The organism is Nocardioides malaquae (genome assembly GCF_015070385.1).
In the GTDB taxonomy this organism is placed as follows: Bacteria; Actinomycetota; Actinomycetes; order Propionibacteriales; family Nocardioidaceae; genus Nocardioides; species Nocardioides malaquae.
The window spans coordinates 211667-227719 of the sequence record NZ_JADCSA010000001.1; the positions used below are offsets into that span (position 1 = coordinate 211667).

15 protein-coding genes are annotated in these 16053 nt (G+C 72.4%); 3 read left to right on the forward strand and 12 right to left on the reverse strand.

Going from position 1 to position 16053, the window contains the following annotated elements; translation table 11 throughout:
• Nucleotides 1-36: 36 nt before the first annotated feature.
• From IEQ44_RS00995 to IEQ44_RS01040, 10 genes are all read right to left on the reverse strand, one after another.
• Complete coding sequence (locus IEQ44_RS00995) at nucleotides 37-1053, reverse strand: Mur ligase family protein (RefSeq protein WP_193636552.1); 1017 nt, start codon at nucleotides 1051-1053, stop codon at nucleotides 37-39.
• A 7-nt stretch (nucleotides 1054-1060) separates the two neighbouring features.
• On the reverse strand, nucleotides 1061-2134 hold the full coding sequence (mraY, locus tag IEQ44_RS01000; RefSeq protein WP_193636553.1) for a phospho-N-acetylmuramoyl-pentapeptide-transferase: 1074 nt from the start codon (nucleotides 2132-2134) through the stop codon (nucleotides 1061-1063).
• On the reverse strand, nucleotides 2131-3549 hold the full coding sequence (locus IEQ44_RS01005) for a UDP-N-acetylmuramoyl-tripeptide--D-alanyl-D-alanine ligase (protein WP_227486720.1): 1419 nt from the start codon (nucleotides 3547-3549) through the stop codon (nucleotides 2131-2133). The genes mraY and IEQ44_RS01005 overlap by 4 nt, the downstream gene beginning before the upstream one ends.
• A gap of 5 nt (nucleotides 3550-3554) precedes the next feature.
• The gene (locus IEQ44_RS01010) at nucleotides 3555-5135 is read right to left on the reverse strand and encodes a UDP-N-acetylmuramoyl-L-alanyl-D-glutamate--2,6-diaminopimelate ligase (RefSeq protein WP_319804403.1); all 1581 of its coding nucleotides are present in this window, start codon (nucleotides 5133-5135) and stop codon (nucleotides 3555-3557) included.
• Nucleotides 5132-6904: a peptidoglycan D,D-transpeptidase FtsI family protein gene (locus IEQ44_RS01015; protein ID WP_193636555.1), complete on the reverse strand. Its 1773-nt coding sequence runs from the start codon at nucleotides 6902-6904 to the stop codon at nucleotides 5132-5134. Before IEQ44_RS01015 ends, IEQ44_RS01010 begins: the two co-directional genes overlap by 4 nt.
• Before the next feature lie 107 nt (nucleotides 6905-7011).
• Nucleotides 7012-7551, reverse strand: coding sequence for a cell division protein FtsL (ftsL, locus tag IEQ44_RS01020; protein WP_193636556.1), 540 nt, complete (start codon nucleotides 7549-7551; stop codon nucleotides 7012-7014).
• A complete protein-coding gene (rsmH, locus tag IEQ44_RS01025; protein WP_193636557.1) occupies nucleotides 7548-8510 on the reverse strand; it encodes a 16S rRNA (cytosine(1402)-N(4))-methyltransferase RsmH in 963 nt (320 codons plus the stop codon). The genes ftsL and rsmH overlap by 4 nt, the downstream gene beginning before the upstream one ends.
• A gap of 6 nt (nucleotides 8511-8516) precedes the next feature.
• Nucleotides 8517-8669, reverse strand: a complete 153-nt coding sequence (locus IEQ44_RS01030) for a hypothetical protein (RefSeq protein WP_193636558.1) — start codon at nucleotides 8667-8669, stop codon at nucleotides 8517-8519.
• Nucleotides 8670-8917: 248 nt separating this feature from the next.
• A complete protein-coding gene (gene mraZ / locus IEQ44_RS01035; RefSeq protein WP_193636559.1) occupies nucleotides 8918-9346 on the reverse strand; it encodes a division/cell wall cluster transcriptional repressor MraZ in 429 nt (142 codons plus the stop codon).
• An 85-nt stretch (nucleotides 9347-9431) separates the two neighbouring features.
• Complete coding sequence (locus tag IEQ44_RS01040; RefSeq protein WP_193636560.1) at nucleotides 9432-9746, reverse strand: hypothetical protein; 315 nt, start codon at nucleotides 9744-9746, stop codon at nucleotides 9432-9434.
• 8 nt (nucleotides 9747-9754) lie between these two features.
• Here IEQ44_RS01040 and IEQ44_RS01045 point away from each other — a divergent pair, with 8 nt between their 5' ends.
• The 3 genes from IEQ44_RS01045 to IEQ44_RS01055 are packed head-to-tail and all read left to right on the forward strand — an operon-like array spanning nucleotide 9755 to nucleotide 14287.
• Nucleotides 9755-10723: an AAA family ATPase gene (locus IEQ44_RS01045; protein WP_193636729.1), complete on the forward strand. Its 969-nt coding sequence runs from the start codon at nucleotides 9755-9757 to the stop codon at nucleotides 10721-10723.
• Nucleotides 10716-11957 carry a DUF58 domain-containing protein gene (locus IEQ44_RS17775; RefSeq protein WP_193636561.1) on the forward strand — a complete coding sequence of 414 codons (1242 nt, stop codon included), beginning with the start codon at nucleotides 10716-10718 and terminating at the stop codon, nucleotides 11955-11957. The genes IEQ44_RS01045 and IEQ44_RS17775 overlap by 8 nt, the downstream gene beginning before the upstream one ends.
• Nucleotides 11954-14287 (forward strand): transglutaminase TgpA family protein, encoded by a 2334-nt coding sequence (locus IEQ44_RS01055; RefSeq protein WP_193636562.1) that lies wholly within the window; start codon nucleotides 11954-11956, stop codon nucleotides 14285-14287. The genes IEQ44_RS17775 and IEQ44_RS01055 overlap by 4 nt, the downstream gene beginning before the upstream one ends.
• 18 nt (nucleotides 14288-14305) lie before the next feature.
• On the opposite strand, the gene IEQ44_RS01060 is transcribed toward IEQ44_RS01055, so the two are convergent.
• The gene (locus IEQ44_RS01060; protein WP_193636563.1) at nucleotides 14306-14734 is read right to left on the reverse strand and encodes an SCO2097 family morphological protein; all 429 of its coding nucleotides are present in this window, start codon (nucleotides 14732-14734) and stop codon (nucleotides 14306-14308) included.
• 92 nt (nucleotides 14735-14826) lie between these two features.
• Nucleotides 14827-16038 (reverse strand): DNA polymerase IV, encoded by a 1212-nt coding sequence (dinB, locus tag IEQ44_RS01065; protein WP_319804404.1) that lies wholly within the window; start codon nucleotides 16036-16038, stop codon nucleotides 14827-14829.
• Nucleotides 16039-16053 lie beyond the last annotated feature (15 nt).

Genomic DNA, 16053 nt, shown 5'->3' on the forward strand with positions numbered 1-16053 from the left:
TCGCGGGCCGGGCCCCGCTGGCCGGGCCGGGCTGCCTCAGTCGCGGCCGAAGCCGCGCAGACCGTCGCGGACCGCGGTCCGGGAGACGCCGTGTGCGCGGGCCAGCGCGGCCGCGACGAGGGCGGCAGCCACGAACTCGGGCTCCTGGGAGGCCAGGTCGTCGACGGTGCAGAGCTCGGCGGCGCTCGTGGTCCGCTGCTCGATGAAGGCCCGGTCGGCCACGATCTCCTCGACGAGGCCGACCATGCCCACCGCGGGCATCGCGAAGGTCGTGCCGATCGCACGAGCCCCCTCGACCACGTCGGCCTCCTCCACCATGCGCCGGGTGCGCTCGTCGGCGTCGTCGTAGACGCACGCCTTCTCGACGTGGTGGTAGACCTTGGCCGTGTCGGCGAGCCACTCCTGCTCGGACCGGTGCCAGCCGGGGTGCCCGGCGCCCATGTCGTGGCCCAGGCCCATGACGGCCGCCGACTCAGCCCTCATCGAGCGGGTGTGGTGCAGCTGCTGGCTGGAGACGTCCACGGCGATCACGTCGTAGGGCTCGGGGTCCATGACGACCTCGACCAGCGACAGCCCGACGTTGCCGGCAGCGACCGACCGACGTCCGTCGGCACGCAGGATCGCGTCGAGCATGCGCACTGCGGTGCCGCGTCCCCGCTCGCCGGTGACGACCAGCCACGGTGCGAGGCGGTCGGGGTGGCGCAGTCGCCAGGCCAGCTCCACCTCGCCCCAGACGGGCACGCCGCGTTCGTGGGCCTGCGCCACCAGGGGGGCGTCCGGGCGCCAGCCGGGTGACACGACCAGGAGGTCGATCCCCTCCGGCAGCACGTCGGCGACGCCGTCACCCAGGCGTACGTCTGCCCCCAGCACGCCGAGCAGCTCAGCCTTCTCCTCCAGCTCGGGATCGCGACGGACGTCGAGCGCGACGACCTCGGCGCCGAGGTGGTTCAGGTTGTCGGTGGAGGCGAACCCGGCGACGCCGAACCCGGCGACCACGGCCCGCACCCCCGCCCACGAGTCGGCGCCCGTGAGCTGGTCGAGGTCCACGCTCATCGCTGCGTCACCCGATCCCCGCCACCCATTCGGCGTAGAAGACGCCGATGCCCGCGGCCACGAAGAGGCCCGCGATGATCCAGAAACGGATGACGACCGTCACCTGCTCCCACCCGAGCATCTCGAAGTGGTGGTGCAGCGGGGCCATGCGGAAGATCCGGCGACCCTTGGTGACCTTGAACCACCCCACCTGCAGCATCACCGAGAGCGTCTCGACCACGAAGAGGCCACCGATGATGACCAGCAGCAGCTCGGTGCGCGTCAGGATCGCGAGACCCGCGAGGGCCCCACCCAGGGCGAGGGAACCGGTGTCGCCCATGAAGATCTGGGCCGGCGAGGCGTTCCACCACAGGAAGCCGAAGGTGGCGCCCATGATCGCTGCCGAGACGACGGCGAGGTCGAGCGGATCTCGTACCTCGTAGCAGGAGGCCGAGGGCGCGACCGCGCAGGACTGGTTGTACTGCCACACGTTGACGAGCAGGAAGGCGCCGAAGACCAGCGTCGTCGCGCCCGCCGCCAGCCCGTCCAGCCCGTCGGTGAGGTTGACGGCGTTGCTGAAGCCCGTGATCAGGAACCACATGAAGACGAGGAGCAGGACGGTCGGGACCGTCCAGGCGCTGAAGTCGCGGAGGAAGGAGATGTGCTGCGAGGCCGGCGTCTGTCCCCGGTGGTCCTCGAGCATCGGCGAGAGCGCGAGCGCACCGAACGCCAGCGCCACGACGGTCTGGCCGATCATCTTGGCCTTGCTGCGCAGCCCGAGGCTGCGCTGCTTCACGATCTTGATGAAGTCGTCGAGGAAGCCGACGAACCCCAGCCCGACGAAGAGGAAGAGCAGCAGCCACGCCGAGGCGGACGGGGCCTGGCCGGTGGCGGCCTTGGCCAGCAGGTAGGCCACCACGGACGCACCGATGATGACGATCCCGCCCATGGTCGGGGTGCCGCGCTTGGTGTGGTGCGAGGTGGGGCCGTCCTCCCGGATCTCCTGCCCGTAACCCCGCCTGCTGAGCATCGTGATCGCCACCCGGGTGCCGAGCAGCGACAGGACGAGCGCGAGTCCGCCTGCGAACAGGATGGCTCTCATCGGGCAGCAGCCCCTTCCAGGATTCCTTCGACGATGAGCTCCAACGCTGCACCGCGTGATGCCTTGACCAGGACGACGTCACCGGACGTCACATTCTCCCGCACCCACACCAGTGCCTCGTCCCGCCCCGCCGTGACGATCGCCTCACCCTGCCAGCCGGCGGACCGGGCTCCAGCGGCGATCGCTGCCGCGGCCCCACCCACCGTGACGAGGACGTCGACGCCGGCCTCCGCGACGGCGGCGCCGACGGAGCGGTGCCCCTCGTCGTCGGCGTCGCCCAGCTCGCGCATCTCACCCAGCACGGCGACGCTGCGGCCCGGACGGGCCGCGCCGAGGTGGGCGAGCGTGTGCACGGCGGCCGACATCGACTCGGGGTTGGCGTTGTAGGCGTCGTTGACGACGAGCAGGCCGTCAGCACGCACGTGCGGCTCCATCCGCCAGCGCGACATCTCCCGGACCTCGCCGAGACGGGTGGCAACGTCGTCGAGCCCCACCCCCACGGCAAGGGCCATGGCTGCTGCGGCGGCCGCGTTCTCGACCTGGTGCAGGCCGAGCTGGGTCAGCTGCACGGGCACCCAACGACCTCGGTGCCCGAGCTCGAAGGTCGGCCGGCCCGAGGCGTCGAGCCGCAACCCGCGCCACGCCACGTCGCCGTCGGCGCCGAAGGTGAGCACGTGGGCGTCGGTGCGCTCCCCCATCGTCGCGGTGTACTCGTCCCCGGCGTTGAGCACGGCGGTCCCGTCGGCGGGCAACGCCTCCACGATCTCGCCCTTGGCCACGGCGATGCGGTCGCGTCCTCCGAACTCGCCCACGTGGGCGGTGCCCACGTTGAGGACCGCGGCCACCCGCGGCGGCGCGACGGAGCAGAGGTGGGCGATGTGGCCGACGCCTCGGGCCCCCATCTCGACGACCAGGAAGCGGGTCGACTCGTCAGCGCGGAGCACCGTGAGGGGCACCCCGAGCTCGTTGTTGAAGTTGCCGGCGGTCGCGACCGTGCCACCCTCGGGCGCGAGCAGGGCGGCCAGGTAGTCCTTCGTGCCCGTCTTGCCCTGCGACCCCGTCAGGGCCAGCACGGTGGTGGCGGGCAGGTGGTCGACGACGTGGCGCGCCAGGAGGCCCAGCGCGGCCACGGGATCGGGCACGAGCACGGCCGGCACTCCGCAGGGGCGCGAGGCCAGGACGGCGACGGCGCCCGCCTCGAGGGCGGCGCGGGCGTAGTCGTGCCCGTCGACGTGCTCGCCCTCGATCGCCACGAAGAGCCCACCGGCCGGCACCTGCCGGCTGTCGACGGAGGCCGCGCCGCTCACCACAATGTCACCGGGGTCGGCGGACCCGGGCTCCGGGTCCGGGCCCGACTCCCCCGCGCCCCTGTCGAGCGTGCCCCCGACCACGGCTGCCACCTCCGACAGACGCATCGCGATCACCGGGCGGCCAACTCCTCACGCACGACCTGACGGTCGTCGAACGGCGTGACCACTCCGGCCACCTCCTGCCCTGTCTCGTGTCCCTTGCCCGCGACGAGCACCACGTCGCCGGGACCGGCCAGACGGAGCGCAGCGGCGATCGCGGCGCGCCGGTCGCCGATCTCCATGACCTCGGCGGCCGCGTCGGTCGTGCCCGACAGCACCTCGGCGCGGATCGCAGCGGGGTCCTCGGAGCGCGGGTTGTCGTCGGTCACCACCACCACGTCGGCGAGCCGGGCGGCGATCTCGCCCATGACCGGGCGCTTGCCCCGGTCCCGGTCGCCGCCCGCACCCAGCACCACCAGCAGGCGTCCTGAGGTCAGTGGGCGCAGCGTACGCAGGGTCGCCTCGACGGCGTCCGGCTTGTGGGCGTAGTCGACGACCACGGTGAAGTCCTGCCCCGCGTCGATCCGCTCGAGGCGCCCCGGTACGCCCGTCCCGCGGGCGATGCCTTCCGCCGCCGAGCGTGGGTCGAGACCGACGAGGGCGCAGCTGGCCACCGCCGCGAGGGCGTTGGCGACGTTGAACTCCCCCGGCAACGGCACGGTGGTCGCGAGGTCGAACCCGTCGGGACCCAGGATCCGGAAGGAGGAGCCGTCGGCACCGCACACGACCTCCACGGCCCGCCAGTCGGCGTCGGCGCCCTCGGCCGAGAAGGTGGAGAGCGGCAGCGCGGTCTCCTGCGCCAGCCGGCGGCCGTGCTCGTCGTCGACGTTGACCAACGCGCGCCGAGCCCGAACCGGGGTGAAGAGGGAGGCCTTGGCGCCGTAGTACTCCTCCACGTCGGCGTGGAAGTCGAGGTGGTCGCGCCCCAGGTTGAGGAAGGTGGCGACGTCGAAGACGACGCCGTCGACCCGACCCAGCACGAGAGCGTGGCTGGAGACCTCCATGGCGCACACCGCGACGGACTCCTCGCGCATCCGGGCGAAGAGCGCCTGGAGGTCCGGGGCCTCGGGCGTGGTCAGTGACGTGGCGACGTCGTGCCCGGCCACCCGGGTGCCGACGGTGCCGATGACCGCAGCGCGGACTCCGGCCCGGCTCACCCCGCCCTCCGCGAGCTGGGTGACCGTGGTCTTGCCCTGGGTGCCCGTCACCGCCACCATGCGCATCGACGTGGCCGGACGGTCGTGGAGCTCGGCCGCCAGCTCACCCAGGAAGCGACGCGGGCCCTCGACGACGATCGCCGGCACCGTGTCGGGCACGAGGACCGCCCCCTCGGGGTCGGTGAGCACCGCGGCGGCACCGGCCTCCAGGGCGTCGGCGACGAACCGGGCCCCGTGCGAGGACATGCCCGGCAACGCCGCGAACAGGTCGCCGCCCTCCACCCGCGACGAGCTCAGGGTCAAACCGGTGACCTGGACGTCGCCATCACCGTGCACCAGCACCGGGGTCGAGGGACCTGCGAGCCGTCGCAACCACTGCGCGACCTCCCCCACCGAGGCACGGGGCGCGGTCGACGGTCTGGTCCAGGAGGTCTGTGGCTCGCCCATCCCCGGCAGGTTATCCGCGCCACCGGCGCGACGCACCACCCGGCTCACCACTCCACGGGCACGCGGTTGGGTCGCTTGCCCGTGGGTGGGACGCCGTAGTGCGACAGGGCGCGCGCCATGATCTTGGAGAACGCGGGGCCACCCACCGAGCCACCTCCGCCGTCGACACCCGGGGCGTGGATCACCACGTAGACGGTGAACCGAGGGTCGTCAGCCGGGGCGAAACCACCGAAGGACAGGGAGAGCGACCCGTCGTAGCAACCACACTCCTCGTCGGCGCGCTGCGCCGTGCCGGTCTTGCCGGCCACCCGGTAGCCGGGCACCTGGGCCCGCGGCGCGACTCCGGCCTCCGCGTCGACGACCCGCTCCATCATGAGCATCGTCTGGCGGGCCGCCTCGGGACTGACCACCCGCTCGCGGGTCGTGTGGTCGGTGCCGACCTGACGACCGTCGTCGGTGGTCGCCGACCCCTGGACCAGGCTGGGCGAGACCCGCACCCCGCCGTTGGCGATCGTGTTGATCGCCGCGGTCATCTGCACCGCGTTGACCGACAACGACTGACCGAAGGCGATGCGGTCCTTGTTCTGCGAGGTCATCGCCGCCGGCGCCGTGAGCAGGCCACGGGACTCACCCCGCACCCCCACGTCGGTGCGTCGGCCCAGGCCGAAGGCGCGGAGGTAGCGCCACAGCTCGCGCTTGGACATCTGGTCGGCGGCCAGCACCGTGCCGATGTTCGAGGACTGGGCGATGACGCCGGCCATCGTCATGCGCAGCACGCCGTGGGGGAACCAGTCGTTGATCGGCCGGTCCTGCCGCTGCAGCTGGCCCGGGACGCGCAACCGGGTGCGTGCCGTGACCTTGCCCGCGTCCACGAGCGCGGCGGCCGTGAGGACCTTCTGCACCGACCCCGGCTCGTAGACGTCGCTGAACGCCCGCGACCCCAGGTTGTCGGGATGGCTGTCGAGGGGCTCGTTCGCGTCGAAGGTGGGGGCGTCGGCGACCGCCAGCAGCTCGCCGGTGCGCGCATCCTGGACGACGGCGACGCCGGACTCGGCGCGGTAGTTCTCCACCGTCTCGGAGAGCACCTTCTGCGTGTACCACTGCAGGTCGCGGTCGATCGTCGTGCGCAGGTCGTCGCCGTCCACGGGCGCCACCATCGAGTTCTCCGCCAGGGGCACCCGGTAGCCGTTGCCCTGGGTGTAGCGACTCGAGCCCTCGCGTCCGGAGAGCAGGCCGTTGAACGCGACCTCGAAGCCACCCAGCGGCTCGTCGGTGCCCATGAAGCCCACGAGGTTGGCGGCCACCTCGCCGGCCGGGTAGTCGCGGATCGGGTCGTCGTCGGCGCTGATGCCCACGAACCCTGCCTCGCGGACCTTGTCGAGCACCCCGCGCGCCGTCGCCGCGGGGACACGTCGGGCGACGTACTGGTAGCGACTTCCCTCCTTGCGGAGCTTCTCCAACGTGGTGAAGTAGTCGAGGTCGAGCTCGTCGGCGAGCAGGGTGGCCAGCTCCGGCGCCTGGTCAGCCGTGCGGAACGGGTCCGCGATGATCATCCGACCGTTGACGGAGTCGGCCAGGGCGACGCCGTTGCGGTCCAGGATGTCGCCCCGAGCCGCCGGCAGGGTGATCTCCACGACGTCCTTCGCGGTCGCCATGTCGGCGTAGGAACGCGGGTCCAGCCCCTGCAGCTGCAGGAGCCGGGCCGCGAAGAACGAGAGCACCACCGCGATCAGCAGCAGCCCCACCTGGAGGCGCTGCGCGGGAGAGGCCCGCCGTCCGCCGCGAGGGCGTACGTCCTGTCGGCTGGTGCGCGGCAAGGGGGCTCCGTCTCCTCGGTGACCGGTGGGCCGTCTCGGCCCGGCGGGTACTCCTATTGAACCCGGCACCGGCCGCGATCACGGGCAGGCGCGGGCGTGTCGTCGCGTCAGCGGTCGCCGGGGCGCGAGGCCCGACGGGTGGCGCGGCCCTCGCCCCGAGCGACGGACGACTCGACCTTCACGACCCTCACCTCCGGCCGCAGGTCGGCCGGCAGCTGGCGGGGGCGGGGCCTGATGCGCAACGCGTCGTCGGCGGAGGCCGGACGCGGCGTGCCGACCACGGTGCCGTCGAGCTCGAGGAAGGCGGGGGCCGGCGGGATCACCATGCCCATCCGGACGGCCTCGGTGGCGATGCGCTGCGGGTCGCGCAGGTCGTCGAGCTCCATGCGCAGCGTCTCCTCACGGTCGGCGAGCGCGGCCGCCTTGTCAGCCAGCTGGGCCTCCGCGAACGACGCCTGCTGCAGGGAGGTGTTGAAGAGCAGGAGCCCCACCGCACCGACGAGGCCGAGCACCATGACGAGGGCGACGAAGGGAACCTTCGGTGCCCTGACCCGGGTCACCGGGACGACGGTGAGTCGAGCCTTCTCGACCGCCGCTCCGCTCAGGCTCGAGACGCGGGAACGCAGCTGCACTGCCGGACTGCTCATGCCTGGCTCCTGACGTCGGGAAGGACTCGTTCGACGGCCCGGAGTCGGACCGACGCTGCTCGGGGGTTGTGCTCGATCTCGACCGCGTCGGCCAGCTCGGCTCCACGGGTGACCGACCTCATCCGGGGCTCCGCGCCCTCCGGGACGAAGGGCAGGTCATGGGGCACGTCGAGGGTCGTGACCTGCGCGAAGGCCCGTTTGACCATCCGGTCCTCCAGGGAGTGGTAGGACTCCACGACGACGCGACCGCCCACCGCGACCACCTCGAGGGCGGCCGGCAGGGCTCGGCGCAGGACACCGAGCTCGTCGTTGACCTCCATGCGCAGCGCCTGGAAGGTGCGCTTCGCAGGGTGGCCGCCGGTCCGGCGCGCCGGTGCGGGGATCTCGGCGTACAGCAGCTCGACGAGTCGACCGGAGCGCGAGAAGGGTTCGACCGCTCGCTCCCGCACGACGGCGTGGGCGATCTTGCGGGCGAACTTCTCCTCGCCGTACTCCTTGAGCACACGGGTGAGCTCGGCCGCGGAGTAGGTGTTGAGCACGTCGGCCGCCGTCGGTCCGGCGTCACCCATCCGCATGTCGAGGGGTGCGTCCTCGGCGTAGGCGAAGCCCCGCTCACGTTCGTCGAGCTGCATCGAGGAGACACCGAGGTCGAACAGGACCCCCTGCACGGCGTCGAGACCGGCGTCGGTGACCACGGTGCCGATCTCGTCGTAGGTCGCCTGCACCGCGGTGAACCGCTCACCGAACCGCGCCAGCCGTTCGGTGGCGAGGGCGATCGCCCGGGGGTCGCGGTCGATGCCGATGACCCGGGCCTCGGGGCACGCCTCGAGGACGGCCTCGGAGTGGCCCCCGAGACCGAGGGTGCAGTCGACCAGGACCGCGCCGGGCTCGCGCAGGGCGGGGGCCAGCAGCGCGACGACCCGCTCGAGCAGGACCGGGACGTGGCGGGAGTTCGTCATCGACGCCTACTCGCCCAGTCCCAGGAGCAGGAGGAAGAGCAACGAGCAGACACCGGACGCGGCGGCCGAGAAGACCATGACGACCAGGGCGTCGCGGGCCTGGTGTCGCACCCGGAGCTGCGGCGCTCCCGGTGCGGTCCCTGCCTGCGTGCCGTCCATCGTCCTGACCCCCGTGTGCGGTGCGTGTGGTGAGTTGTCCTGCGGCGTACGTGCTGCGGCGTACGCGTGGTGGCGGCGTGTCGGTCAGGTCCCTGCCCGCTCCCGTGATGGGAAGACCTTCTGGTGCCGGGGAAGTGACCCCAGACGGTTCGCGGGAGCGGGCTCGAGACCTGGCCCCACGCCGCCACTGTTGACTTGTGAGTTCTGCTGTCCTGCTGTCGTGCTCGGTGGTGCTGGGTGCTGCTGGTTCAGATGCCGGGGAAGACCTCGTCGCTGAGGTCGGAGAAGACCTGCTCCTGCTCCTCGCTGTACTGCTGCCAGGAGGCCGGGTCCCAGATCTCGATGCGGTTCATCGAGCCGATGACCACCACGTCCTTGCGCAGTGAGGCGTACTCCCGCAGGACCGGCGGGATGGAGATCCGGCCCTGCTTGTCGGGGACCTCCTGGCTCGCCGCCGCGAACAGCATGCGGACGTAGTCACGGGTCCCCTTGTTGGTTACCGGAGCCTGCTGGAGGCGTTCGGTGAGCTTCGTGAAGTCCTCGAGCGACCAGATCGTGAGGCAGCGCTCCTGCCCCCTGGTCACGACGAGTCCTTCCGCCAATTCCTCTCTGAACTTTGCCGGGAGGAAGAGCCGACCCTTGTCGTCGATCTTGGGCGTGTAGGTGCCGAAGAACATCCGGCACCTCCCCTGGGATCCACCCTTCCACCACTTTCCACCACAGTACCCCACGATCCTCCACTTACAACCATCTTTCGACACTTCACGGCGTCGTTTTGCGCGGCGACCAGCCGCGGGCGACACGGGCCACGACCGGGGCTGCGGGCGTCCCGATGGAGGACGGGGGAGCAAACGTGCAGGTCACAGGCACGTTGGGAGCCGTCATCACGGCCGAATCACCGCGCTGGGGAGCGTGGGTGGAGCGCAGGTGGAGGAAGTGACCCACAGGTGGAGCGCCGTGGAGGACCCGTGACGCCCCGGGGGCATCAGGCCCGACCCGGGCCCGGATCGTGCACCCGGCGACTACGGTTGAGCCAGCACCCCGCGACGAAGCGGCACGTTCCCCGAGGAGACCCACGCGTGACCATGCCTGACCCCGCCGGCAACCTCGACACCCTGCGACAGGTCACCGACCGCCTGCGCGCCAACGTGGAGCGCGTCATCTCCGGCAAGACGTCGGTCGTCGACACGGCGCTGGTCGTGCTGCTCGCCGAGGGGCACCTGCTCATCGAGGACGTGCCCGGGGTGGGCAAGACCATGCTCAGCAAGGCGCTGGCACGCAGCATCGACGGCACGGTGCGCCGCATCCAGTTCACGCCCGACCTGCTGCCCTCCGACGTCACCGGCGTCTCCATCTGGAACCGGAGCACGGGTGAGTTCGAGTTCCGCCCCGGCGGGGTCTTCGCCAACATCGTGGTGGGCGACGAGATCAACCGCGCCTCCCCCAAGACACAGTCGGCCCTCCTGGAGTGCATGGAGGAGCGCCAGGTCACGGTCGACAACGCCACGTGGCCCCTGGAGGCTCCCTTCCTGGTGGTGGCCACCCAGAACCCCGTCGAGATGGAGGGCACCTACGCATTGCCGGAGGCCCAGCGCGACCGCTTCATGGCGAAGGTCTCCATGGGTTACCCCGTGCCCGAGGCCGAGCTCGCCATGCTGCAGGGGCACACCTCGGCCAACCCCCTGGACCTCCTCGAGCCGGTCACCGACGTCGCCGAGGTCCGCAAGATGATCGCGGTGGTCAACCAGGTGTACGTCTCCCCCGCCGTCCAGCAGTACGCGGTGGGCATCACGACCGCCACCCGCACCTCCCCCGACATCCGGCTCGGGGCGTCACCGCGCGCCACCCTCCACCTGGTGCGCGCCGGCAAGGCGGTCGCGGCGATGTCCGGTCGTGACTACGTCCTGCCCGACGACCTGCGCGCCCTGGCGCCGGTGGTGCTGACCCACCGGCTGCTGCCCAGCCCCGAGGCCGCGCGCAGCGGGCGCAGCGTCGTGTCCGTCCTCCACGACCTCCTCGAGCAGGTCAGGGTCCCGGACTCCCCCGGTGCGTGACGCACTCTCGTCCCTGACCACCCGGGGCCGGACCTTCCTGGCCGCAGGGACCACCACGGTGGTCTGCGGCCTGGTCCTGGGTCAGTGGGCGATGATCCAGCTCGGCCTTCTCGCCGCACTGGTGCCTCTCTGCGCCGCGGCGACCGTGGGGAGGGCCCCCACCCGACTCACCCTGCACCGCGAGGTCACGCCCCGACTGGTCACGGCTGGGCAGTCCGCCGCCGTGCGCCTGCACCTCGAGCACGACGGGCGCCTGCCCTCGGGCACGCTCCTGCTCGAGGAGGTCGTGCCGTACGCCCTGGGCGAGCGGCCCCGGTTCGTCGTCGACGATGCGCGGGGCGCGTGGCAGCGCGACCTGACCTACACGGTGCGACCGGAGGTGCGCGGCCACCACGTCGTCGGCCCCCTCACCATGCGGGTCACCGATCCCTTCGGCATGGTCGAGCTCGGCCGGACCTTCCACACCACCGCCCCACTCGTCGCCACCCCCAGGACCTACTCGCTGAGCGGGCAGGGTCCCGCTCGCGCCTGGGCGGGTTCGGGCCACAGTCGCCCGCGCTCCTTCTCGGTCGGCCAGGCCGAGGACGTCACCGTGCGTGACTACCAGCAGGGTGACGACGTGCGCCGGATCCACTGGCCCTCCTCGGCGCGCACCGGCGAGCTCATGGTGCGGCGCGAGGAGCAGCCCTGGCAGGCCCGCACGGTGATCGTGCTCGACTCCCGCTCGGGCGCCCACCGCGGGAGGGGGGCCGCCTCGTCCTTCGAGACGGCAGTGAGCATCACCGCCTCGCTCGCGCTCCACCTGACCGACGCCGGCCACGAGCTCCAGGTCGCCACGGCGGCCGGCCTGCTGCCGTTACCCCCCACCTCCGACCAGCCCTTCGGGGCCCGGATCGCCGACGTGCTCGAACAGCTGGCCGGAGTGGGCCTGGACCCCTTCGAGCGACTCGACACCACCTGGGTGCGCGAGGTGCCCAACGGCACGCGCGTGGTGGCCGTCCTGGGAGCCGCAGCCAGCGAGGACCGGGAGGCGTTGGCCCGGATCGAGCGTCTGGACCCCGCGCCCAGTGCCTTGGTGCTCGACGTGGACGCGTGGCACTCCGGACGAGCCCGTGAGGGTGCGGCCGGCGACCCGTCCTCCCGGGTCCGGGTCCTGACCGGCCACCGGTGGCGCGCCGCCTCGCTGGGGCCCAGGGATGACCTCGACGCCATCTGGCAGCAGGTGTGCCGATGAGTGCGGGCGTCGTCTCCTACCCCCGCGCCCTGCTGGCCGGCCTGGTCGCCGGTCTGACGGCGTGGGCCTGCATGCTGGCGTGGAGCCCGTTGCTCGAGCGTCCCGACCACGAGCTGCCCCTGCTCCTCGTGGCGGTCGTCGTCGGGGTGACCGGGGGCACGGCCCGGTGGGCCCGCGTGCCCGGGCTCGGCGTGCTGCTCCTGCACTTCCTCCTCACCGGCGCCGTCGTGCTCGTCCTCACGACGGGGACGCAGTGGTCGGAGTTCTGGGTGGTCCTCTCCGAGAGCACCACCTCGGCCAGGACCTACGCCGCTCCGGTGCCTCCTGACGTGCCACCGGTCTGGCCGCTCTTCCTGGTCGTCGGCGCGGTCTCGGCGGTCGTGGTGGACCTGCTCGCGCTCTCCTGGCGGCGGGTGGCGTTGAGCGCCCTGGTGGTGCTGGCGCTCCACCTCGTGCCGGCCAACCTGGCCGTCGAGGTGCGCTGGTGGGTCTTCTGCCTGGTGGCCGCTGGGTTCCTCACCCTCCTGCACCTCGACGCCGACGACCTGGTCCTGCGATGGGGCAGCCTCCACGCGCGGCGCCGCGAGTCGACCGGTGCAGCAGCGACCCTCGAGCCCGTGGCGGCCCGCGCACCGCGGGCGGGGGCACAGCGGGCGGGGGCACAGCGAGCGGGCGTACGCGGGGTGGTCCCGGCAGTGCGCATCGGCGTGGTGGCCGTGGTCCTCGCCATGGGGCTGGGGTCGGTGCTGACGGCCCTGGTGCCGGACTCGCCGATCCGACCCTGGACACCCGGTGCGGGCTCCACGGGCGCGGTCTCGTTGACCAGCCCACTGGTCGACATGCGCCGCGACCTGGACCGGGGTGCCGACATCAGCCTGCTCACGGTGGACTCGCCCCGCCGGCCCACCTACCTCCGCCACGCCGTGCTGCCGGAGTTCGACGGCACCGAGTGGAGCGCCGGGGAGCGCAGCGCGGTCGCCCTCCCCCGCGACGGCAGCGAGCTTCCGCTGGTCGGTGTCGACCCCCTGCTGAAGCGCACGGAACGAGAGCTCGTCCTCACCGCGTCCTACGCGCTGCGGAGCCGCTGGCTGCCGCTGATGCCGCTGACGTCGGGCGTGGAGGTCAGCGGCGACTGGCGGTGGGACCGGCAGACCACGGACGTGGCCAGCTATGACACCGACCTCACCACGGCGGGCGAGACCTGGACCACGACCGGCGTCGACCTGGAGTACAACCGCGCCATGCTGGAGGAGGCGCCCAGCGGTGTGGGCGAGGTGCCCAGCGTCTTCAGCTCCCTGCCCGAGGACCTGCCCCGCAGCGTACGGACGTGGGCCCGCGAGGTGACCGCCGACGAGACCAACCGCTTCGACCAGGCGCTGGCGCTGCAGGACTGGTTCAGGTCGGAGTTCGACTACAGCCTCGACCAGGTCGAGACGGTGGACAACGAAGCTCTGGCGGAGTTCCTCTCCCCCGAGGGTCGTGTGGGTTACTGCGAGCAGTTCGCCGCGGCCATGGCGGTGATGGCGCGCACCCTCGACATCCCCTCACGCGTCGCGGTCGGCTTCCTCGAGCCCCGACGCGTCGGGGTCACGCAGTGGGAGTTCTCCTCCCACGACCTGCACGCCTGGCCGGAGCTGTACTTCCCCGGTTCGGGATGGGTGCGCTTCGAACCGACTCCCGCCTCGCGGGCGCCCGGGGTGCCGGACTACACCGAGGAGCAGGAGCCTGCCCCCACCACGCCCTCACCCTCGGCCTCGGAGAGCGCCGAGCCCACCACCGCCCCGACCCGGGCCCCTGATCGACAGGAGCCCACGCCGACCACGGCGGCGGACGACACCGACGACGGCGGTGTCGAGTGGGGCACCGTGCTGCGGTGGACCGCGGCGCTGACGCTGCTCGCCGTGGTCGTGGTGACTCCGCGCTGGCTGCGTCGGCGCCGGAGGGCGGGACGCCTCGCCGTCGCCGAGGTGGAGGAGCTCTGGGAGGAGCTGCGTGACAGCGCGGTCGACCTGGGCCACACCTGGCCGACCGGACGCTCGCCACGCGCGACGGGCGCAGTCGTGGCCGAGTGGCTGGGAGCCGAGGACGACGGGGGCGGGAGCACGCTGTCCGGGACCGGAGCGGCTGAGCAGCTCGAACGCCTGGTCGTGGGGGTGGAGGAGCAGCGCTTCGCCCGTCCGGGCAGCGGTGGTGTCATGACCGCCGCGACCACGGGGTCGGAGCACGACCTGCGCGCCCTCGTGGAGGCGCTCAGCGCTCGGCGCGGGCGTCTCGACCGCTGGCGCGCCGAGTGGTGGCCGCGCTCACTGATGAGGCGGCCTCGGTCCTGACCGGGACCGGGGAGTGGATCAGAAGCCGTCCCGGCGACGACGCCAGCGCTCGTCCATGCGCTCCATGAACGAGTGCTTCGAGCGGGACCGGGGACGGCTGCGGGTGGCGCCACGGCGTCCGCCGTCGACGACACCGAAACCCTGGGTGGTCTCGCGGAACTCGGCGGGAGCCGCCTTGGCGGGCGACTTCAGGGCCGTCACCGCGACCGTGGCGGAGACGAGCATGATGACGAATCCCGCGACACCCACCAGGGGGAGGGCAGCGACGGCTCCGGTCATGAGCACGGCGACTCCCACGGCGAAGACCACGCCGGCGATGACGGCGCGTCGGCGCGAGGCCTGCTGGGCGACGGTGCCGCGCAGCGTGTGCGCGAACTTCGGGTCCTCCTCGACGAGAGCGCGCTCCATCTGCTCGAGCAGGCGCATCTCCTCTTCCGAGAGTGGCACGTTTCCTCCCGATGGTCCGAGGCGCGGAGCATCCGCACATCAAGTCTAGGCAGCGGTTCTGCTCCACGGTAGCCGCCGGGCGAAATTCGTCGTCATCCGGTGTGACGCACCAGGCGGGCCGGGCGGACCGCGCTCGCCCCGAACCGCCGGGTCGCCCGATCCATGGCACGCTCCGCCTCGGACCACCCGTGCTCACGTTCGCCCAGCTGCAGCTGGTGGTGCACCTGGGATCGTGGCACCAACCCCTCCACCCGGACCCCCACCAATCGCAGTCGGGCGCGCTGCAGACCCAGGCCCCGGAAGAGGGCGAGGGCCGTCCGATGGACCTCGACGGTGACGTCGGTGGCCTCCGGGAGCGTGCGTGAGCGGGTGATCGTGGTGAAGTCGGCGAACCTGATCCTGAGCGTCACGGTGCGCCCGGCCAGACCGGCGCTGCGCAGCCGTCCGGTCACCCGGGCACTGAGCCGCAACAGCTCGGTCGCCACCACGTCCGGGTCGTCGACGTCGCGGTCGAAGGTGTGGTCGGCCCCGGTCGAGCGTTCGGGGGCGTGGGGGCCGCTCTGCGGAGTCACGACCCTGCCGTCCACCCCCCAGGCCAGGGCGTGGACGCGGGCACCGAGCACACCTCCCAGCGCGCGCTGCACGGTCTGGACGGGGGTGTGGGCCACGTCCCCCACGGTGAAGAGGCCCAGGCGGTGCAGCTGTTCACGCGTTCGTTCCCCCACCCCCCACAGCTCGCCCACGTCGAGAGGGTGCAGGAAGGCGGTCACCTCACCCGAAGGCACCACGACCACGCCGTCCGGCTTGGCGTGCCGGCTGGCCATCTTCGCCACGACGGGCGTGGCGGCGACCCCCACCGAGCAGGTGATGCGCTGCTCGTCGTGGACGACGGACCGCAGCCTCTCGGCGATCTCCTCGGGAGTGCCGAGACGGCGCGCCGCGCCCGACACGTCGAGGAACGCCTCGTCGAGCGAGACCGCCTCGACCAGGGGGGTCACCTGCCGGAAGAGCGCCATCACCGAGCCGGAGACCTGCTCCACGAGAGCGAAGTCTGGAGGGATCACGACCGCATCGGGGCAGAGACGTCGGGCACGGGTCATCGGCATCGCCGAGCGCACGCCGCTGCCGCGGGCGAGGTAGTTGGCCGACAGCACCACTCCGCGCCCCCCACCTCCGACGATGACGGGGCGGCCGTCCAGGTCGGGGCGGTCCCGGGTCGCCACGGAGGCGTAGAAGGCGTCCATGTCGACGTGCAGGATCGGGGTGGCGGCCCGTCGACCACCGTGCGCGCCACCGCCGCTCACCACGACCGCTCCCGG

Coding starts and splice junctions, on each gene's coding strand:
- IEQ44_RS01005 (WP_227486720.1), bottom strand. CDS start 3,549: ATGCGTCTGTCGGAGGTGGCAGCCGTGGTCGGGGGCACGCTCGACAGG.
- IEQ44_RS00995 (WP_193636552.1), bottom strand. CDS start 1,053: ATGAGCGTGGACCTCGACCAGCTCACGGGCGCCGACTCGTGGGCGGGG.
- IEQ44_RS01030 (WP_193636558.1), bottom strand. CDS start 8,669: ATGGACGGCACGCAGGCAGGGACCGCACCGGGAGCGCCGCAGCTCCGG.
- IEQ44_RS01055 (WP_193636562.1), top strand. CDS start 11,954: ATGAGTGCGGGCGTCGTCTCCTACCCCCGCGCCCTGCTGGCCGGCCTG.
- ftsL (WP_193636556.1), bottom strand. CDS start 7,551: ATGAGCAGTCCGGCAGTGCAGCTGCGTTCCCGCGTCTCGAGCCTGAGC.
- IEQ44_RS01045 (WP_193636729.1), top strand. CDS start 9,755: ATGCCTGACCCCGCCGGCAACCTCGACACCCTGCGACAGGTCACCGAC.
- rsmH (WP_193636557.1), bottom strand. CDS start 8,510: ATGACGAACTCCCGCCACGTCCCGGTCCTGCTCGAGCGGGTCGTCGCG.
- mraZ (WP_193636559.1), bottom strand. CDS start 9,346: ATGTTCTTCGGCACCTACACGCCCAAGATCGACGACAAGGGTCGGCTC.
- mraY (WP_193636553.1), bottom strand. CDS start 2,134: ATGAGAGCCATCCTGTTCGCAGGCGGACTCGCGCTCGTCCTGTCGCTG.